We start from the raw sequence: 24,063 nt of genomic DNA on the forward strand, positions 1-24,063 counted from the left end.
GTGGGACCCGGAGGTCACTCTCCGAGCTTCTTCTGCTCCACGTCCGCATTCAGGGCGACCAGCTCGGGGTGCTCTTCGAGCAGCCCGATGATCTCGTCGGCGCCGAGGGCTGCCGCGCCGTAGGTCTCGACGAGGGCGCGGATGACCGCGAGGTCCTCTGGGGTGTCGACGGTGACCCGGAAGCGGGACGCATCGCGGGGGCCGGTGATCGGGTGCAGGCTCGTCTCGGCGCCCCGGCCGCTGTACAGGAAAGGGGTGACGTGCTCGCGATCAGCGGGAAGGGATGCCAGCGCGTCCGCTTCGAGAAGCGCAGCGGCGGAGAAGACCTCGAAGTCGAAGCCGCGAGGATAGGTCCGCGCGAGCACGTTGGACACGTGTGCGGTGGGGTCGTCGAGTTCGGCGAACCGCTGGATGCCCTGCTGGACGAGCGCGGGGTCGATGAGCGGGCAGTCCGACGTGACGCGAACGACCACGTCGAGCCCGGCATCGCGCGCGGCACCGGCGAATCGTCCCAGCACGTCTGTCTCGCTGCCGCGGAAGACACGCACTCCGCGGGACAGGGCGAGTGCCGCGATCGGATCGTCGCTCGCATTCGTCGTCGTGGCCACGATCAGCGGCACATCGAGCTTCTGCAACCTGTCGATGTGATGATCGAGCAGGGTACGTCCTCCCGCGGTGAGCAGGACCTTGCCGGGGAGCCGGGTGCTGGTCATCCGCGCCTGCGTGATGATCCCGACTCGTGTCACCGCAGCGCTTCCGCGAGGGCGTCGACGACCTGGTCGACCTGCGAGTCGGTCAGTTCGGGATGGATCGGCAGCGAGAGCTCCTCGCGGTAGAAGGCCTCCGCGTTGGGGCACATCCCTCGCCGGTAGCCTGCGTCGGCGTACACCGGGTGCCAGTAGACGGGCATGTAGTTGACCTGGACGCCGACGCCGAGTTCCCGCATCCGATCGAAGACCTCACGACGTCGCCCGTCGAGGATGCGCACGGGATAGAGGTGACGCATCGCATCGACGTTGTCACGCTGGATCGGGCGCCGAACGCCGTCGAGATCGGCCAGCGCATCGTCGTAGCGCCGCGTGATCTCCGCCCGCCGACGTTTGAACGCGTCGAGTCTGGAGAGCTGGGACAAGCCGAGCGCGCAGGCGATGTCGGTGAGTCGGTAGTTCACGCCGAACTCGTGCACCTCCTGATGCCAGGCCCCCTCGCCGGGCACCTGGAAGCGTGAGGCGTCCCGTACGAGACCGATGTTGTGGAACTCGTGCGCACGCTGTGCCACCTCGGGATCCTTGGCGACGAGCGCTCCGCCCTCGCCGGTGGTGAGGTTCTTCGTCGGGAAGAACGACAGCGTCGTGATGTCGGCGAGGTCGCCGACCGGCCGGCCGTTGTAGGTGCTGCCGATGGAGTGCGCGGCATCGTCGAGGACGAGGGCTCCATGGCGTGATGCCGTCGCGGTGAGCCGGTCGTAGTCGGCGGGGTGACCGGCGTAGTCGACGGCGGCGATGATGCGGGTGCGTTCGTCGATGAGGGCGTCCACCGCGGCCGGGTCGATGAGCGCGGTGTCCTCTTCCACATCGGCGAAGACGATCCGTGCACCGCGCATGGACGCGGTCGATGTCGTCGCGATGAAGGTCATGGGCGTCGAGATCACGACGTCGCCCGTGGAGATCCCCGCTGCCGCATACGCCATGTGGAGCGCCGCCGTGCCCGAGGTGGCCGTCACCGCGCGGTGTCCGCCGGTGAGCTCGCTGATCTTGGACTCGAAGGCGGAGACGAGGGGTCCGGTGGTGAGCCAGTCTCCGCGGAGGACCTCGACCACTGCCTGGATGTCGTCCTCGGAGATGGACTGTCTCCCGTACGGCAGCATCCTCAGATACCCGCTTCGATGATCGCCGCGATCTCGGCCTGCGAGTACCACTGGTCGTTGCTGTCAGACCGGTACGCGAACCCTTCGGGCACCGGTACGGCATCCTTCGGGACGCGATATCCCCACGACGCGAGGTCGGGTTGGATGATGAAGTACCTGCCGTCGGCGACCACCACGGCACGGCGCCCTTCCTCGGGGCTGATCATCTCCTCGTGCAGCTTCTCGCCCGGGCGCAGACCCACATCGACGAGCTCGGCGCCGGGCACGACGGCGTGAGCGAGGTCGGTCACCTTCATCGACGGAATGCGGGGGACCAGCAGCTCACCGCCCTGCATGAGCTCGAAGGTGTCGACGACCATCTCGACGGCTTGCGGCAGCGTGATGAAGAATCGCGTGCAGCGAAGGTCGGTGATCGGCAGCGGCTTCCCCTCGGCTCCGAGTCTCTCGAAGAATGGGATGACCGAGCCGCGCGAGCCCATGACGTTCCCGTATCGCACCACGGCGAAGCGTGTGTCGTAGGCGGCCGCGTAGTGGTTCCCGGTGATGAAGAGCTTGTCGGCCGTGAGCTTGGTGGCACCGTAGAGGTTGATGGGGCTGGAGGCCTTGTCCGTCGACAGGGCGACGACCCGCTTGACACCCGCATCGATCGACGCCTCGATCACGTTCTGGCTGCCGAGGACGTTGGTCTTGACGAACTCGAACGGGTTGTACTCCGCGGTGTCCACCTGCTTGAGTGCTGCCGCGTGCACCACGTAGTCGACTCCGTGCAGGGCGCGGACGAGGCGCCGCTCGTCGCGGATGTCGCCGATGAACCAGCGCAACCGTGGGTCGTCGCCGAACTGCTGCCTCACCTCGTACTGCTTCAGCTCGTCGCGGGAGAAGACCACGAGGCGCCGCGGATCGAGGTGCGTCAGCGCATGGCGGATGAACGCCTTGCCGAACGATCCGGTGCCGCCTGTGATGAGGATGCTCGAGCCCTCGAGAACCGACACTCTGTCTCCCTCAGCGTCGTGGAATGGTGCGGATTCCCGGGTTGAATCACGCCCGGCCTATCCTATCGGGTGGGCACGGCCGTGCCTGCGGTCGGTGATGAAGGGCGAACGATGAGTCGACGACGAGCCCTCCTCCATTGCAATGCCGGGGCTGAGCACGGCATGGGGCACCTCATGCGCACACTCGCGATCGCCGCCGTCGCCAGGGAACGCGGGTGGTCGGTGTCACTCATCGGCGACATCGACGAGGCCGGATCGGCCGCCGTGCACCGCATCGAGGCCGACCTCGCCATCCGATCCGTGCGCGCGCCCGAGCTTCCCGAAGCGATGCTCGCAGCGACAGGAGAGGTGGACGTCCTGCACCTCGACGCATACACCGACGTGCCAGACGTCCGCGGCGCCGGGACCCTGGTGAGCAACATGCAGGACGGCCCCTACGGCGTCAGGGCAGCCGATCTCTCGATCGACGCGAACCTCGGGGCAGAGGAGACGTTCGCGCGTCCGGACCTCACTCGCCACCCTCTGGTCGGTCTCGATGTCGCGGTGGTGCGCGAGCAGGTGCTCCGCCAGCGCGCCGCATCACACCGGCTGAGCGCAGTGCCCCGTGTGCTCGTCGTCATGGGCGGCTCCGACCCGCGGGGGCTCACAGCTCATGTCGTGCGAGCGCTCGACGGTGTCCCGGGACCACTCCGCGTCACGGTGGTCGATCCGCGCGACCGCGTCGAGGTGCGAGACGCTGCCGCCTTGTCCGTCCATGACGTGCAGGTGCGCGGTTTCGTCGAAGACCTGCCTGCCCTGGCGCGTGAGCACGATCTCGCGGTGACGGCCGCAGGGACATCCGTGTGGGATTTCGCCTGCATGGGAGTTCCGATGGCCGTCCTGTGCGCGGTCGACAATCAGCGTCCGGGCTACACGAACGTCGTGAAGCGGGGTCTCGCGTGGGGACTCGGTGTTCCGCCCCATGCCGATCTGGATGCACGGGTCGCCGAGCTGGGCGCCCTCCTGCGCGACGGCGACGTGCTGGCGGCGCAGTCAGCCGAGCTTCGGGAGACGGTCGACGGACTCGGGACATGGCGGATCGTCGCATCCTGGGAGCAGCTCGTCGATGCGGTGCCCGATCCGCCCCGTCCCTCGCCGCCGGTCAACGTGCGCTCCGCGGCCCGGGACGATGCCAGGGTGCTCTACGACTGGCGCAACGACGAGTCCACTCGAGCGCACTCCCGGTCCAGCGAACCTCTCGAATGGAGCTCGCACGTCTCGTGGCTCGACCGCACCCTCGCCGATCCGGACCGGCGACTCCTGGTCGTCGAGTCGGAAGGACGACTCGTGGCCTCGACGCGGTGGGATCGGCGTTCTGCGACAGACTGGGAGGCGTCGATCACGATGGCCCCGGAGCAGCGTGGACGTGGCCTCGCCGGTGCCGTGCTCGCCGCCTCGGAAGAGGCGTTGAACGTGGAGGCGCCGAGTCGCCTCCTCGCGACCGTCCACACCGCGAACACGGCCTCATCGAAGCTGTTCCAGCGGGCAGGATACCTGCCGCACCTTCCCACCGATGCCGGCGGCTTCGCCACGTTCGCGAAGTGGCGTCTCTCGCCGGCTGGCTGACTAGAGCAGATCCCAGGACAGAGGGGTGCCTCGGTCCGCATCGCGACTGAATCGACGCCCTTCGACCAGCCCGAAGGCTTCCGGTGCCAGACCGCCGGCGGGGCGGATCGAGCGGACGTTCGCCGCGCTGACGACGTCACCGGCCCGGACGTCCGCCGTCACGTACAGGGATCGGCGGAGTGCGAGGACCGTCTGCTCCTGCGGGGTGGGACCGAAGGCGGTTCCGCTTCCTGCGGCGATCCGTGCCTGCTCCGACGCGCTGACCAGGGAGGCGAACTCGGCAGGACTCAGGGAGAAATCGGCGTCCACGCCTCCGTGGCCCCGGTCGAGCGTCACGTGCTTCTCGATCACGACGGCTCCGAGAGCGGCCGCCGCGACGGCGACCCCGATGCCGAGGGTGTGGTCGGAGAGTCCGATGGGCACGTCGAAGGCCTCGCTCAGCGTCCGGATGTTGCCCAGTCGCGCCTCTTCGGGGATGGCGGGGTAGGCCGCGGTGCAGGCGAGCAGCACCAGCTGCGTGTTGCCCGAATCGCGGATGGCCGTCACCGCGGCGTCGATCTCGGAGAGGGTGGCCATTCCTGTCGATACGATCATCGGCTTGCCCGTGCGAGCGACCTCGCGGAGGAGGGGAAGGTCGACGATCTCCGCGGACGCCGTCTTGTAGAGCTCGACGCCGAGACCCTCGAGGAACTCGACGGAGGTCGGGTCGAATGGTGTGGAGAAGGGGATCAGACCGTGCGCGGCGGCGCGCTCGAAGATCGGCGCGTGCCATTCCCACGGAGTGTGCGCCTCTTGGTACAGGGAGTACAGATTGCGTCCGCCCCAGAGATCGTGGTCGCCCTTCACACGGAAGCCGGGGCGGTCGGAGTCGATCGTGAGCGTGTCGGCGGTGTAGGTCTGGATCTTGAGGGCGTTCGCTCCTGTCGATGCCACGGCATCCACGATCGCGAGCGCTCGTTCGAGGTCCCCGTTGTGGTTGCCCGACATCTCGGCGATCGTGAACACGGGGGAACCGGTGCCGATCTTCGCCGAGGAGAGATCGATGGTCTGCGCAGAAGTCACGCCGACAACTCTAGACGGGGGCGTTCCTCGACGAGGCGACATGCGTTGCGCGGGGCGTCCGCTCCGGCCCTGCGAACTGCATACCGCAATTCCGGATAGGCCGGAATATTGCCCTAAGCTGTGGGTCTATGGGGCGTGTGACGGAGCTCGTCGGCGACGAGCGTGCGACGACTGGCGAGGAAGCCTTCTACGACGGGCTTCGACCGCTGGTTGAGTCGTTCGGCCGGCCCGAGGGGATCCGCCGAGTCGCGGTCGTGGGGAATCAGCCTCTGGCCGAGTCTCCGGAACGTGCGGAGCGGATCGACTCCGCAGACCTCGTCATCCGCGTCAACGGCTTCCGAATGGATGACATCGATGGTCCGGCGACCGTCGGGCGGCGCGTCGACGTCGTGGTCTTCAACCGTGGGGTCCGACCGACCCCATGGTTCTTCTCGGAATACACCGACCGTCTCTACCTCATGATCGAGCCGGGGCGTCTGCTGTGGGAGAACCCGAAGACCCCCGAGTTCTGGCCGCCGGACCTGGGCATCGTGACGATGCCGAACCGCGAGGTGATCCTCCCGCTCGGCGAGGCGATGGGAGTGGACCCGTACGAGGGCGGACAATGGGCGACCACCGGCACGGTGATGCTCTGGATCGCGACCAGGCTGTTCCCCGATGTCGAGATCGACGTCACCGGGTTCTCCTTCGTGGATGCGCCCGATCAGACCGCCTGGAACCACGCTTACGGAGACCCGTCAGCCGTCGGGGCCGAACACCGCATCGATCTCGAATCCATGCTCGTGCGCGAGTGGATCGACTCCGGGCGCATCTCCTATCACCGCTGACCCCGACCCGACCATCACCAATCACCCGAATGATTGAGGACTGAATGCTGAACCGAATCCGTCGACGAATCGACGCTGCTGTCGTGCGCCGCGTGGATGCCAGAGTGGACGCGCGCCTCGAGGAGGCCCGTGCGAGCCTCGAGCGCGACCGCGCCGACTATGAGGCTCGCTTGGCAGGCAACCAGGCAGACTTCTCCTACATCCGTTCCGAGTTCGATCGCATCGCCCCGCAGGTCGCTGCGCTGGAGCAGCGCTTCGAGTGGCTGCGGCATCAGCTCGACCTCGCGAACGGGGATCCGGAGAGCGATCTCGTGCGAGCGAGAGCCGAACACGAGCGGGCCCGTATCCGGCTCGAGCTCGCTTCGCACTATGAGGAGCGTCTCCGACGTCTCGAGTCGCCCGCTCGATAGCCGCGGGCGACTCGGAGGCTAGAGGCCGGCGAGGCTGCGCAGCGCGTCGACGCTGACGCGCGCGGCATCGACCGCCTGACTGATGTTCGATCCGGAGGATACCGCGGAGCGCAGTGAGTCCAGTCGGCTCAAGTACTCGCTCGTCGTCGTGCTCCACTCCTGAGCGATCGACGACGGCGGCAGCGACTCTGCCAGGCGCTGCGCGTCCTCCTGCATCGCGTTCAGAACGGATTCGAGGTCTCCTTCGCCTTCGGAGACGATGTCCAGCCCGACCGGCGCCGATTCCAGCCACACGCCCACGCGGTCGCGGAACGCGGGAAGAGACGGGTCCTCCACGGGTGGGGGAGTGTCGACCGGTGCCGTGGGGTCCGGGGACGCGGACGGAATCGCGGACGGCGTCTGCGTAGGCGTCGTCGTGGCTGTCGGAGACGTCGAAGCGCCCGGCGCCGGTGTCCCATCCCTGGGAAGGAGGAAGAACAGCAGCGCCGCGACGACGAGCAGGGCGAGGACGGAGAGTCCGATGATCAACCACACTCGTCCGCGATTGCGCGGCTGGGGTTCGATGGGGGCCCAACGGAGCTCGGGCTGCGGTTCGTCGGTCATGGCCTCATCCTTCCAGCGGAGGCATCGGCTGCCAGGACCGATCGCGGGCGAGTCTGCCGCCTTCTCTCAGGCCTCGGAACAGGTTGCTGGTGCCGCGGACCGTCCGCTCCACGAACACCAGTCGGATGAGCTCCTTCGCGAAGGTCATCGCCGTCCCCAGGCCGAACAGCACGGGGTTGTAGACGCCGTGCACGCGGTAGTAGTTCTTGATGTAGGCGCGATTGCGCATGATGTAGAAGCGGTAGGCGTTGCTCGACGCGTTCATGTGCCGGACGCCCATGTCCCACTGCTTGATCTCTCGCGTGCGGCGCAGCACGAACTCGTCCACGATCACCGCGGTCGTCTTGCGGGACGCGAGCCACCCGTACATCTGGTCGTCCCAGTAGATGAAGAAGCGCGGGTCGGGCAGGCCGATCTGGGCGACGACGGAGCGGTGGATGAACATGCCCTCGAAGCAGCCGCTGTTCATCTCCTTGTAGCCGGAAGTGTCGAACCCGGAGGGAGCGAAGGGGATCGGGATGCCCATGCGCTCGGCGATGCGGTACTGCCAGTAGAACTCGCTGCCGTCGTAGTCGAAGCGGCGACCCTGGATGCTCTTGAACCGCGGGGTCCAGAAGCCCATCCTGGCCAGGCCGTCCGGAAGGACCTCGACGTCGTCGTCCATCATCCAGATCCATTCGGCGCCGAGGTCGTATGCGGTGCGCATCCCCTCGCTGAAGCCGCCTGATCCGCCCGTGTTGGTGTCGAGACGGCGGTACACGATCTCGGTACCGATGCCGTCACGGAACGAGTCGACCACTTCGGTGGTGTCGTCGACCGAAGCGTTGTCGATGATCACGACGCGACCCGGCTTCGGGTCCATCGCCGCGATGCTCGTGAGCAGACCGGTGAGAAGGTGCGAGCGGTTGTATGTGACGATGACGATCGTCGCCGTGGTCGGGTCGAATGCAGCGGGTGCCGCGGTCATGCCTTCTCCTTGAAGATCTGCTGCCAGGACGTGGGAGAGACGAGCTCGGGGAGCGCGTCACGGTAGTGGTTCTGCAGTTCGGGCCAGCGACGGCGCAGTTCGGCGTGCAGCCGAATCGATTCGCGCAACATCTGACGGTGCGTGCGCCGGTCGCGGATGTACAGGAGCTTTCCCGTGGAGTCCGCAGTCTCGACGAGGGCGCTGTCGACGTTGCCCAGTCGCCACCACACGGCATCCTTCTTCCGGAACTCCGTCTCGGGAGCGGCGAGATTCTCTGGAGCGGGACGGCGGAACCAGTTCATGACGAGGGTCGAGAGCGTCAGCCAGCGGAGCCGCAGTCCTTCGGGGCTCTTCGGCGCCTGCGCATATCGTCGACGTCCGGTCCGCGGGTGACCGACGGCCGAGTCGTCTCGGTGCACGACCGTTTCCGGGAACTCCGACGCGAGCGCGCGGGCGGCGGGCATCGATGTCGCGAGACTCGCGCGCAGCCGGTGCGGCCCGGCCAGGATGTCGCGCAGCGCCTTCGCTCGAAGGGCCACGGGGTAGTACTGCATCATCATCAGGTGTTTGAGATCGACACGACGGCTGTGCACCAGGAGTCGTCCGCCGCGAGGCGCATTCGAGTGCAGGAGCGCGGCGACGATCCGGTTCCTGGCGTGGAAGTAGGCCTGCCAGTCGATCATGTCGTCCTTGTGCACCCACGACACGTGCCACAGGGCCACGCCGGGAACCGACACGGTGCGGAAGCCCGCTTTCCCCGCGCGGAGGCAGAATTCGGCGTCATCCCACTTGATGAACGCCGGCAGTGCGAGCCCGATCTCACGGATCGCCTCGAGCGGGATGAGGCACATCCACCAGCCGTTGTAGTCGGCGTCCATGCGAGCGTGCAGGAAGGGCGAACGACGCAGGCTCGCCGTCGCGAAGTCGTGGGGCATGCGGTCAGGGTTCGTGTCGCCCCAGGCGAAGGCCGCCTCGTCGACCACTTCGGCCCAGCCGTGCAGCGTGCACCGTGCTCTCAGATCGAACATGTGGCCACCGACGATCGTGGGTTCGGTCGCGTATCGGGCGAACACGATGGAGCGGCGGAGGGATTCGGGCTCGAGCCGGACGTCGTCGTCGAGCAGCTGCACGAACGCGCTCTCCGGTCGGTGGAGTGACTCGTGCATCGCCCGGGCGAACCCGCCGGAGCCGCCGAGGTTGTCCTGGCGGATCACCTGAAGGGTGTCGCCGAGGAGTGAGGAGACCGCCTCGTATCCCTCTTCCTCACTGACCAGCCGGGTGCCCTGGTCGACGAGGAAGATGCGATCGACGAGCGACAGCACATCGGGGGACGCCGTCAACGTGCGCAGGGTCTCGACGCAGTAGTCCGGCTTGTCGAACGTGGTGATGCCGAGCGACGCCTTCCCGGTGCGGACCGGCTCCCGCTCCGTCTCCCACCGCGCGCCATCCAGGACGACGGGCTCGTCCTCTGCGACGACGTCGAACCAGATCCAGCCGCCGTCGTCGTGACCGTCGAGATCGAGATCGAAGATCGTCGTGGCGTCTCCGGCGACGGGGCGCGCATCGATCCGCTGGGACTCGCCCTGCGCATCCGAACGATGCAGCAGCACGGTGCCGGTTCCGGTGGAGCGCACGGTGAGACGCACGTCTCGCACACTCGTCCAATGGCGCCAGTATGAGGCGGGGAAGGCGTTGAAATAGGTGCTGAACGACCAGGTGCTCTGCGCAGGGACGCGCGCACTGTAGCGGCCGAGGACGCCGTCGATCGGTGTGGCGGAAGCGCCCGCCGCATGCTCGCCCTCTGCGGTCGGCCGGTGCTCGGGGTCCACGTAGAGCGGGAACACGGCGGGGTCGTCTGCATCAGGGAAGACGACGTTCTGCAGGACGTGTGCCACGGGCTGGTTTCTCCGATGTTGATGCCGCAGGCGGCTGTCGCAATGCAGCCACCGGACTCGATGAGCAGTGAGTAGCCTACCGTCCGCTCCCTCCGGATCAGCGGAGAGGCTCACCTCGGCTGCCGAGAGACGATGGCTAGACTGGCTGCGATGAAGGTACTGATCACCGGCGGCGCCGGATACATCGGATCCACTGTCGCCACCGCGTGCATCGAGGCGGGGATGGAAGTGGTCATCCTCGACGACCTGTCCAAGGGCCTTCGAGCGTTCTGCGAGGGGCGCGATCTCTATGAGGGCGACATCGCCGACCCGGAGATCCTGACCCGTCTCCTGTCGGATCACCCCGACATCGATGCGGTCGTGCACTGTGCGGCACGGATCGTGGTGCCCGAATCGGTGACCGACCCCCTCGGCTACTACGACACCAACGTGGGCAGGACCATCCTGCTGCTCCAGCGACTCCGTGACGCGGGTGTCTCCCGCATCGTGTTCAGCTCCTCGGCAGCGGTGTACGCGGGGGAGAGCGGACAGGGTGCCGACGAGAACAGCCCGCTCGCACCGTCCAGTCCCTACGCCACGACCAAGGCCATGGTCGAGCAGATCCTGAAGGACGCGGCGACGAACGGAGACTTCCGGGCGATCGCTCTCCGCTACTTCAACCCGATCGGTGCCGATCCGCAGATGCGTACCGGCCTGCAGAACCCCGTGCCCTCGCATGCGCTGGGGAAGATCATGCGCGCCCGTGCGACCGGCGAGCCGTTCTCGATCACGGGCACCGACTGGCCCACCCGCGACGGCTCAGGGCTGCGCGACTACATCCACGTCTGGGACCTCGCACTCGCGCACGTGGCTGCTGTCCAGAGGTTCGACGACGTCTCCACACCCGATGAGCCCTACCAGGTGATCAACATCGGTACAGGGGAGGGCGTGACCGTCCGCGAGCTCGTGGCGGCGTTCGAGCGCGTCACCGGTGAGCCCCTTCCCACGATCGACACCGATCGCCGCCCCGGAGACCAGGCGGGCGCCTTCGCGATCGTCGATCGCGCGGCGGATGTCCTGGACTGGCGTGCGGAGCGCTCTGTGGACGACGGTGTGCGGGACGCGATCACCTGGGCGGAGAAGCTCTCCTCGCTGCGCTGACCACGCTCTCCGGCTATTCCTGCGGACGAAGCGTCGGGATGGCGCCCGTGTGCGCCGCGTCGATGTTCTCGCGCCACGACCGCGATTGCCCGGCACGCAGCGCGCACAGCACGAGCATGAACCACCCGGCGCCGACGAGCGTGAAGCTCTCGAACATCGAGTCGACCGCCAGGGTCACGAGCATGATCGGGGTCCACGCGTAGACGACCGATCGTCGTGTGCTCGCCACGAGCCAGGAGCGGATCAGGGCGACACCGCCCAGGAGCAGGAACACCACCAGGCCCGCGGCGCCGAGCTGCAGGAGCACGTCGAAGAACGCGTTGAGCGCGCTCTGGTGGCGATCGTCGAGCTGGAAGTTGATGTAGGTGAACGGGTATTCGCCGCGCGCCCAGTCGCCGAACCAGCCCCAGCCCTGGATCGGCTTCACCGCAACGAAGTCCAGGATGGTGTTCCACAGCGAGGCGCGGAGCGAGAAGTCGGATCCGGCGTCGAGCAGGGCGATGATCTGGTGGCGCAGCGCGAACCCGGCGGCGAGAGCGAGGGTGACCACGACCCCGAGCATCCATTGCACGATCGTCCGTCGTTCCGGAGGCGCATGCCGGACGATCGTGAGCGCCACCGTGACGACGCCGACGGCACCGGCGAGCACCAGGACGGTCGGAGAGGAGGAGAGCACCGCCAGGAACCCCGCCAGCCCTATCGAGATCACGGCGAGCGGTGCGTTCACTGATTGCGTCCGCCACTCGATCACGAACGTGATCAGTGCGATGACCGCGATGAACCCGAGCATGTTGCGACTGCCGAACAGCCCCTGGATCGGGCCGCCCGCCGCGAGGTCGCCCTGCACGCCGAGGAATGTGAACGGCAGGTCGAGCAGCACGCCCGACAGGATCTCCACGGCGAGCGAGGCGGCGAGGAGCACCCGCAGCGTGTCTCCGATCGCCCGCACGGTCTGGAGGGTGTCCCGGATGTGTCCGATCGTGATCGCCAGGAACGCATAGCCGAACAGGGACATCCAGCCGAAGATCGTGTCGGACTTGTCCGTGCTCCAGAAGACGCTCACGAGGGCCCAGGCGAGGAACGCGAGCAGCGACGACGGTGCGATGCGCAGAAGTGAGAGCTCGTCCCTGCGCACCCACAGGATCGCCGCGCCGAGCAGGCACAGCGCCGCGATGATCGTCGCCAGCGTGACGGCTGACGTCATCTGTCGGATCGCGTACGATCCGAACACCGCGGTCAGAGCAGCGAGCGTGAACGCACGAGCCAGCTCCACCGATCCGAGCAGGCGGACCATCGGGCGCGCCGGCGTCACGGCACCCGCCGCTGCCGAGCGCCGCGTTCGAACAGGAGGTCGCGCTCGCCGACGCCGACCAGCGGCACCGACTTGAGCTTGAACGACAGGAGCACCAGGAGCATCCACCCCCACAGCATGATCGGGGTGGACTCGGAGAAGCCCTGCACCAGCAGCACCACCGTGAACAGGCTGGGAAGCAGGGTCAGCGGGGAGAACGGTCGTGCGCCGTCGAGATCCCAGCGGGGACGGTCGACGGCGAAGAACCAGGAGCGCCACAGCAGCGTGCCGTACGCGACCGCCATGAGCACCACGCCGACGACGCCGAGCTGGAGCAGGACGTCCAACCACATGTTGTGCGCGTGGAACACGGTGATGCCGTGGTCGGTGATCCACTCGTCGAAGGCGGGGTCCGTCGGGATCCAGGGGCTCGAGAAGCCGTTGCCGAAGATCGGATGCTCGCCGGCGCGCTGCAGCACCTTGGTCCAGATCTTGTCCGAACGGCCGGTCAGATCGGCGCTGCGGCCGAGGAGACCGAGCAGCGGCTCGCGCAGCAGCCAGACGCCCAGGGCCGCGATCGCCGCGCCGCCGATGGCCACGATGTAGATGCGCGTGCGTGCGCCGGGGGTGCGGGCGCGGCGCATCAGGAGTGCGACGACGAGGACCACCGCGACGGCGGCTGCGCACACCATCGCGGTGGCCGATGCCGTACGGAACAGGAAGTACGCCGCGAGGAGCATCCACAGGGCGAGCGTCGTGCGCCACCGCGCTCTGGCGGCGAACAGCACTCCGAATGTGATGATCGCGAAGAGCGAGATGATCGCCAGGAGATTCGCGTTTCCGACGATGCCCTGGATCCTGCCCCCGTCGAACAGGTTGTCGCGCACCCAGTACCACTGCGGATCGATCTTTCCGTCCGGGAGTTCGAGGAAGTTCGGCAGCAGCGGTCCATGAAGCACCAGAGAGACCCAGAGCTCGATCGCCAGGGAGAGGCCGAGGATCCACTTGAACGCGGAGGAGAGAGCGCGGACGATCTCATGCCAGGTGAGCACGTGGGCGATGAAGAGAGCGTTGACCGTGACGGACGCGAGCAGGACCCACGTGATGAGCGTCGGCCCGCGCCACTGCGACCAGGCCACGGATACGAGCGCGAGGGTCGTGTAGCCGAGCGCGGTCCAGGGCAGGCGACGCCAGCGGAAAGGCTGCGGGCGATTGCGGGCGAGCATCGGGACGCCGATGCCGAGCGTCGCCAGCGTGAAGACGGCGAGCGTGATCCCGGCGCCCTCCGGCCCGAGCAGGTTGTAGACGGCAGAGTGGGCGAAGGTGACGAAGAGCACGACGATCGCATACCCGCGCAGCATGAGATGCCCCGTCGACTCGCGCTCCGGCGCGGTGGGCGGGGCAGACACCGGATGCTTCGTGTACTGGGCCATCGCGTTCAGGCTACCGCCCCGCGCTCCCGACGTCGCTGAACGCGGCGACGCGGCTCTACGCTGGTGGCATGCTGCTGAGCCTCACCAACACGCCCCGCGATTACGCCTGGGGATCGGACTTCCTCCTCGCCGGACTCGAGGGACGCACACCGACCGGCGCTCCGGAGGCGGAGGTCTGGTTCGGCGATCACCCCGGTGACCCCGCCGACGTCGCCGGTGGTGGCACACTCGATCAGGTCACGGGAGGCACGCTTCCCTACCTCCTCAAGCTGCTCGCGGCGGGACGCCCGCTCTCGATCCAGGTGCATCCGACGATCGAGCAGGCGCGCGCGGGGTGGGCGCGGGAGAGCGGTCTCGACACCGACGACCCGCAGCGCAACTATCGGGATGACAACCACAAACCCGAACTCTTGGTGGCGCTCAGCGATCGGTTCGAGTCGCTGAGCGGACTGCGTCCCGTCCCCGACACGCTCTCTCTGCTCGAGGAGCTCGATGACAGCCGTGGGGTCCGACAGCTGCGCGCACGTCTGAGCGCCGAGGGCGACGCCCTCCGCGACGTGATCGCCTGGCTGCTCGGCGGTGAGGCGGACGACGAGGTCGACGAGATCATCGGCGCGATCGTCACGGCCGCGGCTCGGGGCGAGGCGGGGGAGTGGAGCACGACGCTCCGCGCCATCGCCGACGTCGCGGAGACGTACCCGGGGGACCCGGGGGTCGTCGTGGCGCTGCTCATGAACCACGTGGTGCTCGAGCGTGGAGAAGGCGTGTTCCTGCGCGCCGGTCTGCTGCACGCCTATCTCTCCGGGCTCGGCGTCGAGATCATGGCCGCGAGCGACAACGTGCTCCGCGGGGGCCTCACGCCGAAGCGCATCGATGTGCCCGAGCTCCTGGCCATCCTCGACACCACTCCCGGGGAGGTGCCGGTGCTGCGCGCAGAGAGCGCGGGGCCGGTCACGCCGTATCCCGTTCCGGTATCCGACTTCGCCCTCGAGCGCGTCGTGGTCGACGGAGCCGTCCTCACCCTCGACGTCTCCGGGCCGACGATGGTGCTCGCCACCGCGGGAGAAGTCACCGTCTCTTCGGCCTCCGGGGACGAAATCGTGCTCGCGGTCGGCACGGTCGCCTTCGCCGACGCGGACGAGGCGACCGTCACGCTCTCGGGCGTGGGCGAGGTCTTCATCGCTGGTCCAGGGCGGTGATCCCCGCGGCCGATCACCGCATCCCGACACGCCGGTGATGGTCCATGAACCTTCAATAGTCGCTTGAGGGTTTACGATCCGCGACTTGACCGGAGCGAATGACACGGGTGTAATTAGTCATGCGCACGGCCCGCCGGGGGGCGGAGACAGGGTTGGAGATCGAGATGACGGGTTACCGTTCAGACGTACCGGAGAACTGGTTCGTCGATCCGATCAACCTCGGTGTTCCCGGGGTTCGACGCACCGACGCCGGCGATGACGACAACGCTCTCGCCTGGCAGAGCGACGCTCTCTGCTCGCAGACCGACCCGGAGGCGTTCTTCCCTGAGAAGGGTGGATCGACGAGGGACGCCAAGCGGATCTGCACGTCGTGCGACGTCCGCGGGGAGTGCCTGGAATACGCTCTCAACAACGATGAGCGGTTCGGCATCTGGGGTGGCCTGTCCGAGCGCGAGCGCAGGAAGCTCAAGCGCCGCGCGAGCTGAACGGACCCGCATCGGCCCGAGAGCCACGATGCCACCGGCTTCGCGGGCGCGCCGTATCCGGTGCTCCGACGTCGCCCCTCCCGCGCATAGGCTGACGACGTCATGCCAGCCCGAGTTCACGCCATCATCGTCGCGCGCACTGGATCCTCTTCCCGAGCGCAACTCCTCCGCACTCTCGACGCCCTTCGCACGCAGACCACCCCCGCGGCCGCGGTGACCCTCGTCGTATGCGGCGATGCGTCGTCCGTGCGCGAGAGCGAGGCCGTCGCGGGCACCGTCGAAGGGATCATCGAGGCGCGTGCCTCGACGTCCTTCGCCGAGGCGGTGGAGCTCGCCCGACCTCGAGTGCCCGAGGGGTCTGCGGTCTGGCTGCTGGCACAGGACACGACGCCGCACCCTCGGGCGCTGGAGCGTCTGAGCGGCACGCTGGAGCGCTCGCCGTCCGCCGCCATCGTCGCCCCCAAGCTCGTCGCCACGGACAACGAGCGCGAGATCGTCTCGCTCGGCGTCAGCATGACCGCGTGGGGCCGCTCCGTCGAACTCGCGGCGGGAGAGCTCGATCAGGGTCAGCACGACCGTTCGGACGATGCTCTCGGCGCCGATGTGCGGGGGATGCTCATCCGTGGCGAGGTGCGCGATGCCCTGCGACCCGATCCGGCCCTCGCGGGCGCCGATGAGGGACTCGACCTCGGGGTCCGTGCACGCCTCGGGGGTGGCCGTGTCGTCCTCGCGCCGAGTGCGCGGGTCTCGGCATCGTCGGGCGGTCCTGCCGCGCTTCCTTCTGGTCGATCGCGCCGCGCCTACGTGACCCGCCTGGCCCAGCTGCACCGACGGCTGGCGTATGCGCCGGCCGCGGCCGTGCCGCTGCACTGGCTCAGTCTGCTTCCGCTTGCGCTGTGGCGGTCCATCACCGACCTCGTCGGCAAGCGGCCCGAGGCTGTCCTCCCCGAATGGGGGGCTGCCCTCACGGCGATGTTCCGATTCGGTGCCGTCGCACGTTCCCGCGCCGGCATCCGCGCTTTCCGCACTTCCACCTGGGCCAGCATCGCTCCGTTGCGGGTGACGTCTTCCGAGCTCCGTCGGCGTCTGGACGACGGGCACGGAAGTGAGGGAGGTGCGGTCAGCGAACTGCGCTTCTTCTCCGGTGGTGGGGCCTGGGCCGTGCTCGCGGCCCTGGTCGTCAGCATTGCGTCCTTCACGAGCCTGCTGGCCTGGCCGACGTTGGGGGGCGGGGGACTGCTGCCGCTCCGACAGACCGTCGCCGCGCTCTGGAGCGATGCGGCGTGGGGAACCCGCGACGTCGCCCTCGGCCTCGTCGGCCCTGCCGACCCCTTCGCCTCCGTGGTCGCGGTACTCGGGACGCTCTGGCCGGCCGGTCCTTCCTTCGCCATGGTGCTGTTGTGGATCCTCGCCCTCCCGCTCGCGGTTCTGGGAGGGTGGTTCGCCGCCACGCGAGTGACCGATCGCGGAGGGCTCCGGATCTTCGCCGGCATCGCGTGGGCGCTCGCGCCCACGTTCCTCACCGCCCTGGTCGACGGACGTCCGGCGGCGGTGCTCGTCCATCTCCTGCTTCCCTGGCTCTTCCACAGTGCTGTTGTCGCCCATCGTTCATGGGGGGCGGCGGGGAGCGCGTCGCTGCTCCTCGCCGCCGTGCTCGCCTGCGCACCGTCGCTGGCACCCGCCCTCGCGCTGCTGTGGATCGTCGCCCTGGGCATCGTGCTGGGAACGGCGCAGTTCCGAGGCGCGGGGCGACTGCTCTGGCTGCCGGTGCCGACGATCGCACTGTTCGCACCACTGGTGATCTGGCAGCTCGCTCACGGCACGCCTCTGGGGATCCTCGGCGACCCCGGACTCATCTGGGCAGGCCCCCAGGCCGCCGCTGACGTCGCCGGACGCCTTGCGATCGCCGGTGGTTTCCCGACGTCGGAGCTGGGCGGCTGGATGGCGCTTCTGCCCGCACCCATCGCCGTGTGGGCACCACTCCTGTGCGCACCTCTCGCCGTGCTGGCGCTCGGTGCTGCGGTCGCTCCACGCTGGCGCGCGGGGATCACCCTGCTCGTGGTCGCCCTGTCCGGGCTTGCCACGGCGTTCCTCGCGGTGGGGGTCACCGTGAGCTTCGCGCAGGGGACGCCGGTCGCGATCTGGCCGGGCACCGGACTCAGCCTGGCGTGGATCGGTGTCGTGGGGGCTGCCCTCGTGACGCTCGACACCGCGCTCACGCTTCCGCGCCTGCGCATCTTCGCGGCGGTCGCCGCCGCCGTGACACTGGCGGTCTGCGCGATCCCGGCGTTCAGCGCCCTGCACCTGGGGCGCGCGGTGCTCACGAACGGTCCTGAGTCGACGCTGCCCTCGTACGTGGCCGCACAGGCTGCAGGGGACCGGCCGATCGCGACCCTCGTGCTCACCCCCCAGAACGACGGCGGACTGGCCGCAGAAGTGGCCTGGGGAGCCAGCGAGACGCTGGGGTCGCAGTCGACGATGATCTCCACCGCGGTCGAACCACAGGGGGCCGACATCTCCACCCTGGCCGTGGATCTCCTCTCGGCCCGCGACTTCGATGCTCCAGGAGCACTGGCCGCCGAAGGGATCAGCTACGTCCTGGTCGCTCAGGCGCCCGGTGAAGGGGACAAGGCGCGGGCGCTCCGTACTGCGGCGGTCGCCTCGATCGATCAGCGCGCCGGCCTCGTGCACGCGGGCACCACCGATCGCGGCGTGCTCTGGCGTCTCGATGCCGACGCCGCCGCGCAGCCGTCGCTGACATCCGCCCAGCAGGGCACCGCTCGCCTCGTGATCACCGTGCAGCTGCTCTCGGTCTTCGCGGCCCTCCTGCTGTCCATCCCGACCCGTGCGTCGCGTCGTGCGGCTCGCGCCCAGTCGCGGATCGTCGGTCGCGTGCCTGAGGAGCCGATCCTGCTGCCTCGGCACGCGGAGGACAGGGATTCCCTCGATGAAGCGCCCGTCGGGGTGATCGAGGACCCCCAGGACGCGCCCGCCCTGGACGACGAGGCACTGGCGCCGATCGCTGACCCGGTGATGGAAGACGCCTCTGGGCCGGTGGACGACGCGACAGCGGACGGCGGGTCGGTGGACGGCGGGTCGGTGGACGGCGCTTCGGCGAGCCTCCACGACGAACACGCGAAGCCGATGGAGGAGGACCGATGAGCAACGGGAACCGCGCCTTCCGAGTCGCCGCGACCAGCGCCCGTGTCATCACGGGGGTGGCCGTGATCGCCGCCTGCGTCGTCGGTGTCGCCGCGGCGATCCATGCGCCGTGGCCGACCGTCGCGCACGACCCCGCGCAGGTCGAGGTCACACCCGTACCCGGCGACAGCGTCCTGGTCTGCAACGGTGATCTCCGTGCGCTCGGTCGCGACTCGTCGGCTCCCCTGGACATGCTCTCGGCGGCATCGACGAGCCTCACGTCCGGAGGCACGGCCGGGAGACCGTCGTCCGAGGCGCTCGCGGTGACCGATCTGCCCGATGCGGGCGGACCTCAGGTGCTCACCGGCCCGGTCGACGGGCGTTCGGCACCGTTGATCGCCGGTGCCGAGTCCGTCACGATCGCCGCGGACGACCTCGCGGGGTACGCCGCCCTGCCCTGCGGCGTGCCGAGGCTGGAGTCGTGGCTCGTGGGCGGGAGCATCGACACGGGCACCGAAGACATCATCACCCTCACCAACGCGACCGAGGTCCCGTCGACGGTGACCCTCGCCGTGTACGGAGCCGCCCGGAGCACCCGGACCGTCATCGTCCCTCCGCGTTCGCAGACGGCGCTTCCTCTGACCTCGTTCGCCGCCGGCAACGATCTGCCGGTTGTCAAGGTGAGCGCGGTGGGAGCTCCGGTGAGAGCGGCCCTGCAGTCCTCGCTCGTGCGCGTCCTCGATCCTGCGGGCATCGATCTCCAGGACTCGGTCGCGGGCCCCCAGCAGAGACTCGTCTTCACCGGAGTGCAGGCGTTCCCGGCCAACGGCGATGACGCGGAGATGGCCGTTCTGCGGGTGCTGGCCCCCGGCGTCGACGCTCGGGTCCAGGTGAAGGTTCAGGCCGAGGGAGCGACGGGGCCTGCAGACGAGTTCACCGTTCCCGTCGAGGCGGATCTTCCCGCTCAGGTCTCGCTCTCCGGCCTCGAGCCCGGTCGGTACACCGTCGAGGTCGAATCCGACGTGCCGCTCCTCGCCGGGGTCAGACAGCAGGACGGCTTCGGTCTCGATTCGGACTTCGCGTGGATCACTCCCGCGCCGGAGATCGACGCCGACGTGGTCTTCGCCGTGCCCTCCGGTCCCGCGGCACGACTGCAGGTGTCGAACACCTCGGACCGGGACGCGACCGTCACACTCGAGCCGGTCGACGGCGGTCAGGCCCAGGAGGTCGTCATCCCCGCGGGGGAGACCGGCGGGACCGCGGTCGAGGGGCGGACGACGTACCGGATGCGGACGACGGCGCCCGTGCACGCGGCCGTGACCCTCACGGCACCCGGTGCGCTCGCAGTGCTCCCGGTGCAGGCGAGCAGTGGCGGAGAGAAGCCGATCACGGTCTATCCCTGACGGAATGCGGGCGCCTCGGGGGCCGGAGCGTCAGTGCTCGTGACCGAGATCCCACGGTTCACGGCCGACGTACTCCGCTGCGGCGCGGAATACCGCGCTCTCGATGGCCATGCGTCGGTGAGCGGCATCGTCGTGCCCCGGAGGCAGGAGCCGCTCGATGGGGAGTCGGAACAGGACGATACGCCGATTGTCGCGATCGAGGTACCAGCGCGGCACCTCTTCGCCGGCCTCGAAACCCGGGATCGCGCCGATCTCGAACCGGACGTCCTGCAACTCTGGCCACGTCCCGCGGAGGAACTCCACGGCCGTTCCGACGGTGAGGTCGAATCTGTCGAGGCGGCCGTCGAGTGGAGCCAGCGGCGGTCGCACGACCTCGCTGCGGCCGAGACGCCCGTGTCGTCCGTGGCGTGCACCGCGCCGCGGGGCAGCGGAGGCATGAGCGGTGCGGCGGCGGGGCATGACGAAAGTCTAGGCGGTGCCAGGATCACTCGGCGCGGCATCCGACGCTCACCCGGGGTGCGCCGTACGCTGGCTGAGATGGACGGACGACTGTGCTCGAAGGTCGGCTGCGCGCGCGAAGCCGTAGCCACCCTCACCTACGACTACGGCGATCAGATGGCGGCGCTCGGCCCGCTCGGCGCCGCGAACGACCCGCAGGCACATGATCTGTGCTCACCGCATGCGGACCGGCTCTCGGTTCCCGCGGGCTGGCTCGTCGTGCGTCACGAGGCCCTCCGCGCCTGACGGCGTTGCGTCGACACGCGGACGCAGCCGTCGGCGAGGATCCGAAGTCTGGATACGCTGACCGCAGGCGTGCCAGGGCGGCACGGCCGGAAAGGCACTCGTGATCGTCTGGCGCCGCTGGATCTTCCCCCTGCTTCTCGTGGTGGTCTTCGGAGCGTGTGCCGCGGCACTCGTCAAGATCGCGTTCTTCCCCGACCGCGCGGAGAGCGTCGTCAGCCCTGAGGCGGGGATCACGGATCCGGTGGTGATGGTGGAACGCGGTTCGGTGGTCAACGCGCTGAGCCTGAGTGGGAACGTGGCCCGCGACGACGCCTACGTCGTCCGCGGCGAGCTCAACGGCACCGTCCTCGCCGTGCACGTGGGTGAAGGAGCAGCGGTGGCCGCCGGCCAGAAGCTCTACACCGTGCGCCAGGAAGAGCCGCGGAAGGACATCGACGTCGTCGCGCCGGAAGCGGGCGACGTGTCGGAGTTCGCCATGGTCAAAGGCCAGGCCACCACGGTCGGGACAGAGGCGTACAAGCTCACCCCGGCCAAGTACCACCTGCTCGCGACGGTCGACCCTGTGCAGCTGTACCGCCTCGTCAACGCGCCCACGGAGGCGACGGTCACCATCACCGGCGGTCCCGCGCCGTTCGCGTGCACCGGAGTCGGGGTGCAGGTCACCGCGGAGGGCACGGCGAGTGTGCGCTGCGCCATCCCCGTCGATCAGACCGTCTTCGCCGGACTCCCCGCGAAGATGGACCTCGCTCTCGGCCAGGTCGACGATGCTCTGGTGATCCCGGTCACCGCCGTCCAGGGCGGCGCGGGATCCGGCAAAGTCTGGGTGGACGCGGGCGACGGATCCGACCCCGAGGAGCGCGCAGTGACGCTCGGCGTCAACGACGGCGTCACGGTCGAGGTGACGGAGGGGCTGGCCGAGGGTGACAGCATCCGTCAGTTCGTCCCCGGCTTCGTGGCTCCCGTCGAGGAGTTCTGCTACGAGGTCTCCCCGGGAGTGGAGCAGTGCGACAGCGGGATGAACTGGTGAGTCTCGTCGCGCTCGACGACGTCTCCAAGAGCGTGCTCCTGGCGGATGACTCCCGGCTGGAGATCCTCCGCGGGATCACCCTCGAGGTGGGAGCCGGTGACCACGTCTCGATCGTGGGTCGGTCGGGATCCGGGAAATCCACCCTGCTCAACATCCTGGGCATGCTGGACGCACCGACATCGGGCTCCGTCGCATTCGAAGGGCGCGAGGTGCGCAGGATGCGCTCCGGTCGGCTCGACCGCCTGCGCGGGGACAACGTCGGCTTCGTCTTCCAGCAGTTCAATCTTCTTCCCGGGCGCACGGCGATCGACAACGTGATGATGCCGCTGGGCCACGCCAAGGGGAAGATGTTCTGGAACCGTCGTCAGATCGCCGCCGACATGCTGGAGCGGGTCGGCCTCGGGCATCGTGTCGAGCAGATCGCGGACAAGCTCTCCGGCGGCGAACAGCAGCGCGTCGCGATCGCCAGGGCGCTGGTCCGCCGACCCGTCCTGATCCTCGCCGACGAGCCGACGGGCGCGCTCGACATCGACACCGGCGCATCCGTGATGTCGCTCCTCGACGAGGTGGCGACCGAGACGGACGCCGCACTGGTCACGATCACCCATGACCTCCATGTCGCGGCACGGGCACGTCGGCACTACCGCCTCGATGCGGGCCGCCTGGAAGCCGCCGACCTCAGCCGCGCCTTCGAAGCGTCGACCCTCGCGGCGTCGGTGCCTTCGGCGCCGCCGGAGGTGATCGCATGACCGGCTTCCTCGGTGCTCTCTCCGACGCCTGGGCCGAGATCCGGGTGCACAAGCTGCGTGTGCTGCTCAGCCTGATCGGCATCGCGGTGTCGGTGGGCGCTCTGACCGCGGTCGTCGCGTTCTCCGAGTACCAGCGCCAGTTCCAGGCCGAGCAGTCCGACCGGTGGGGCGGGCGCGCCGCGACCGTCGTCGTCTCCGTCAACACCGATGACGGCTCTCCCGTCGACGCCGACGGCTTCGATGCCCGCTTCAGTCGTGTGTCCGAGCGGTTCGGTTTCAGCCACACCGCGCGCATCTCCCAGGGGCTGACGGTCGACCTGCAGCTTCCCGACGGCATCGCGCCGGTTCCGGCGCGCATCATGGATCCTGCGTTCTCGCAGATCCATCGCGAGCGGCTTCTGGACGGGCGCTGGTTCATCGACTCGGACACCGAGGCGATGGCACCCCCCGTCGTGATCACCGAGCCCCTCTGGGACCGTCTGGGGCGTGTGCCGCTGTCGCAGCACCCGACGGTGACCCTGAGCGGTCCGGCCGGTGGCACGTACCAGGTGATCGGAGTCACACCTCGCCAGGGCTTCGGCGACGAAGAGCTTCGCGTCGATCTGCTCTACGACGCGTACCGGGCTCGCGTGGACGCGTTGCCCACGGAGGCGTGGACCCAGTACGAGATCTGGATGGGCACGGGGCAGGTCGACCAGATCGCCCCGGTGCTCGCGATGGACCTCCGGGCGGGCCTGCCTGCCGGACAGACGGTCACGGTGAACAGATCGGACTGGGCGGCGCAGCCCGGCGCGATGGACGCCCAGGCGACCTTCGAGATGATCACCGGAGGAATCGCCGCGCTGATCCTCGCCCTCGGAGCGCTGAGCCTCATCAACATCCAGCTCGTGGCGATGCGCCAGCGTGTGCGCGAGATCGGTGTACGACGCGCGTTCGGGGCGAGCTCGGGGCGGGTCTTCTTCGCGGTGTTCCTGGAGAGCCTGGTGGCGACGACGGTGGCCGGCGTGATCGGGATCGCGATCGTCGTCGCGGTGCTGCGGTCGGAATGGGTCATCACGTCGCTGTTCTACGGCATCCAGGACATCCCGCCGTTCCCGATGCGGGCGGCGCTCATCGGGCTTCTCGCCTCCGTCATCGTCGGCGCGGTGTCGGGCTTCATCCCCGCCCTCGTCGCCCTGCGGGTGAAGGTGATCGACGCGATCCGTTTCTGACACACCGGCAGG

General features: G+C 68.7%; 22 protein-coding genes. 12 read left to right on the forward strand and 10 right to left on the reverse strand.

Annotated elements, in window-relative coordinates:
- Positions 1 to 14: 14 nt before the first annotated feature.
- The 3 genes from B2869_RS09015 to pseB are packed head-to-tail and all read right to left on the reverse strand — an operon-like array spanning position 15 to position 2,859.
- The gene (locus B2869_RS09015) at positions 15 to 857 is read right to left on the reverse strand and encodes a glycosyltransferase family protein (protein ID WP_318391109.1); all 843 of its coding nucleotides are present in this window, start codon (positions 855 to 857) and stop codon (positions 15 to 17) included.
- Complete coding sequence (pseC, locus tag B2869_RS09020; RefSeq protein WP_292765307.1) at positions 743 to 1,867, reverse strand: UDP-4-amino-4,6-dideoxy-N-acetyl-beta-L-altrosamine transaminase; 1,125 nt, start codon at positions 1,865 to 1,867, stop codon at positions 743 to 745. The genes B2869_RS09015 and pseC overlap by 115 nt, the downstream gene beginning before the upstream one ends.
- 2 nt (positions 1,868 to 1,869) lie before the next feature.
- Positions 1,870 to 2,859 carry a UDP-N-acetylglucosamine 4,6-dehydratase (inverting) gene (pseB, locus tag B2869_RS09025; protein ID WP_292765311.1) on the reverse strand — a complete coding sequence of 330 codons (990 nt, stop codon included), beginning with the start codon at positions 2,857 to 2,859 and terminating at the stop codon, positions 1,870 to 1,872.
- Between the two features lie 174 nt (positions 2,860 to 3,033).
- Here pseB and B2869_RS09030 point away from each other — a divergent pair, with 174 nt between their 5' ends.
- Positions 3,034 to 4,464, forward strand: a complete 1,431-nt coding sequence (locus tag B2869_RS09030) for a bifunctional UDP-2,4-diacetamido-2,4,6-trideoxy-beta-L-altropyranose hydrolase/GNAT family N-acetyltransferase (RefSeq protein ID WP_292765314.1) — start codon at positions 3,034 to 3,036, stop codon at positions 4,462 to 4,464.
- Here B2869_RS09030 and pseI read toward each other — a convergent pair whose 3' ends face one another.
- Positions 4,465 to 5,526, reverse strand: coding sequence for a pseudaminic acid synthase (pseI, locus tag B2869_RS09035; RefSeq protein ID WP_292765317.1), 1,062 nt, complete (start codon positions 5,524 to 5,526; stop codon positions 4,465 to 4,467).
- Between the two features lie 128 nt (positions 5,527 to 5,654).
- On the opposite strand from pseI, the gene B2869_RS09040 reads away from it, so the two are divergent.
- Together B2869_RS09040 and B2869_RS09045 are read left to right on the forward strand one after the other, a co-directional pair.
- Positions 5,655 to 6,353: a hypothetical protein gene (locus tag B2869_RS09040; protein WP_292765320.1), complete on the forward strand. Its 699-nt coding sequence runs from the start codon at positions 5,655 to 5,657 to the stop codon at positions 6,351 to 6,353.
- A 44-nt stretch (positions 6,354 to 6,397) separates the two neighbouring features.
- Complete coding sequence (locus B2869_RS09045; RefSeq protein ID WP_292765323.1) at positions 6,398 to 6,763, forward strand: hypothetical protein; 366 nt, start codon at positions 6,398 to 6,400, stop codon at positions 6,761 to 6,763.
- An 18-nt stretch (positions 6,764 to 6,781) separates the two neighbouring features.
- Here the strand turns inward: B2869_RS09045 and B2869_RS09050 are convergent, their stop codons facing one another.
- Genes B2869_RS09050 through B2869_RS09060 form a run of 3 tightly spaced genes read right to left on the reverse strand, consistent with a single transcriptional unit; the run spans position 6,782 to position 10,228 of the window.
- Positions 6,782 to 7,366 carry a hypothetical protein gene (locus B2869_RS09050; protein WP_292765326.1) on the reverse strand — a complete coding sequence of 195 codons (585 nt, stop codon included), beginning with the start codon at positions 7,364 to 7,366 and terminating at the stop codon, positions 6,782 to 6,784.
- Between the two features lie 4 nt (positions 7,367 to 7,370).
- The gene (locus B2869_RS09055; RefSeq protein ID WP_292765329.1) at positions 7,371 to 8,333 is read right to left on the reverse strand and encodes a glycosyltransferase; all 963 of its coding nucleotides are present in this window, start codon (positions 8,331 to 8,333) and stop codon (positions 7,371 to 7,373) included.
- On the reverse strand, positions 8,330 to 10,228 hold the full coding sequence (locus B2869_RS09060) for a glycosyltransferase (protein WP_292765332.1): 1,899 nt from the start codon (positions 10,226 to 10,228) through the stop codon (positions 8,330 to 8,332). Before B2869_RS09060 ends, B2869_RS09055 begins: the two co-directional genes overlap by 4 nt.
- A 150-nt stretch (positions 10,229 to 10,378) precedes the next feature.
- Between B2869_RS09060 and galE the strand changes: the two genes are divergently transcribed.
- Positions 10,379 to 11,368: a UDP-glucose 4-epimerase GalE gene (gene galE, locus B2869_RS09065; RefSeq protein WP_292765335.1), complete on the forward strand. Its 990-nt coding sequence runs from the start codon at positions 10,379 to 10,381 to the stop codon at positions 11,366 to 11,368.
- Between the two features lie 13 nt (positions 11,369 to 11,381).
- Here the strand turns inward: galE and B2869_RS09070 are convergent, their stop codons facing one another.
- Together B2869_RS09070 and B2869_RS09075 are read right to left on the reverse strand one after the other, a co-directional pair.
- Positions 11,382 to 12,680: an O-antigen ligase family protein gene (locus B2869_RS09070; RefSeq protein WP_021199826.1), complete on the reverse strand. Its 1,299-nt coding sequence runs from the start codon at positions 12,678 to 12,680 to the stop codon at positions 11,382 to 11,384.
- The gene (locus B2869_RS09075; protein WP_292765341.1) at positions 12,677 to 14,092 is read right to left on the reverse strand and encodes an O-antigen ligase family protein; all 1,416 of its coding nucleotides are present in this window, start codon (positions 14,090 to 14,092) and stop codon (positions 12,677 to 12,679) included. The genes B2869_RS09070 and B2869_RS09075 overlap by 4 nt, the downstream gene beginning before the upstream one ends.
- 68 nt (positions 14,093 to 14,160) lie before the next feature.
- Between B2869_RS09075 and manA the strand changes: the two genes are divergently transcribed.
- The 4 genes from manA to B2869_RS09095 all read left to right on the forward strand — a co-directional run bounded on the left by manA (position 14,161) and on the right by B2869_RS09095 (position 20,320).
- Positions 14,161 to 15,291: a mannose-6-phosphate isomerase, class I gene (manA, locus tag B2869_RS09080; protein WP_292765344.1), complete on the forward strand. Its 1,131-nt coding sequence runs from the start codon at positions 14,161 to 14,163 to the stop codon at positions 15,289 to 15,291.
- A 164-nt stretch (positions 15,292 to 15,455) separates the two neighbouring features.
- Positions 15,456 to 15,776 carry a WhiB family transcriptional regulator gene (locus tag B2869_RS09085; protein WP_081859749.1) on the forward strand — a complete coding sequence of 107 codons (321 nt, stop codon included), beginning with the start codon at positions 15,456 to 15,458 and terminating at the stop codon, positions 15,774 to 15,776.
- A gap of 102 nt (positions 15,777 to 15,878) precedes the next feature.
- On the forward strand, positions 15,879 to 18,938 hold the full coding sequence (locus B2869_RS09090) for a glycosyltransferase (protein ID WP_292765349.1): 3,060 nt from the start codon (positions 15,879 to 15,881) through the stop codon (positions 18,936 to 18,938).
- The gene (locus tag B2869_RS09095) at positions 18,935 to 20,320 is read left to right on the forward strand and encodes a DUF5719 family protein (RefSeq protein ID WP_292765352.1); all 1,386 of its coding nucleotides are present in this window, start codon (positions 18,935 to 18,937) and stop codon (positions 20,318 to 20,320) included. The genes B2869_RS09090 and B2869_RS09095 overlap by 4 nt, the downstream gene beginning before the upstream one ends.
- A gap of 30 nt (positions 20,321 to 20,350) precedes the next feature.
- Here B2869_RS09095 and B2869_RS09100 read toward each other — a convergent pair whose 3' ends face one another.
- Positions 20,351 to 20,779 carry a hypothetical protein gene (locus tag B2869_RS09100; protein ID WP_292765355.1) on the reverse strand — a complete coding sequence of 143 codons (429 nt, stop codon included), beginning with the start codon at positions 20,777 to 20,779 and terminating at the stop codon, positions 20,351 to 20,353.
- A gap of 78 nt (positions 20,780 to 20,857) precedes the next feature.
- On the opposite strand from B2869_RS09100, the gene B2869_RS09105 reads away from it, so the two are divergent.
- The 4 genes from B2869_RS09105 to B2869_RS09120 all read left to right on the forward strand — a co-directional run bounded on the left by B2869_RS09105 (position 20,858) and on the right by B2869_RS09120 (position 24,051).
- Complete coding sequence (locus B2869_RS09105) at positions 20,858 to 21,064, forward strand: DUF3499 family protein (protein WP_021199833.1); 207 nt, start codon at positions 20,858 to 20,860, stop codon at positions 21,062 to 21,064.
- 100 nt (positions 21,065 to 21,164) lie between these two features.
- Positions 21,165 to 22,091 (forward strand): efflux RND transporter periplasmic adaptor subunit, encoded by a 927-nt coding sequence (locus tag B2869_RS09110; protein ID WP_136023848.1) that lies wholly within the window; start codon positions 21,165 to 21,167, stop codon positions 22,089 to 22,091.
- Positions 22,088 to 22,840, forward strand: a complete 753-nt coding sequence (locus B2869_RS09115) for an ABC transporter ATP-binding protein (RefSeq protein WP_081859744.1) — start codon at positions 22,088 to 22,090, stop codon at positions 22,838 to 22,840. Before B2869_RS09110 ends, B2869_RS09115 begins: the two co-directional genes overlap by 4 nt.
- Positions 22,837 to 24,051: an ABC transporter permease gene (locus B2869_RS09120; protein WP_292765364.1), complete on the forward strand. Its 1,215-nt coding sequence runs from the start codon at positions 22,837 to 22,839 to the stop codon at positions 24,049 to 24,051. The genes B2869_RS09115 and B2869_RS09120 overlap by 4 nt, the downstream gene beginning before the upstream one ends.
- The last annotated feature ends 12 nt before the right edge of the window (positions 24,052 to 24,063 follow it).

It is taken from the genome of Microbacterium sp. UBA3486, from assembly GCF_002377845.1.
Lineage (GTDB): Bacteria > Actinomycetota > Actinomycetes > Actinomycetales > Microbacteriaceae > Microbacterium > Microbacterium maritypicum_A.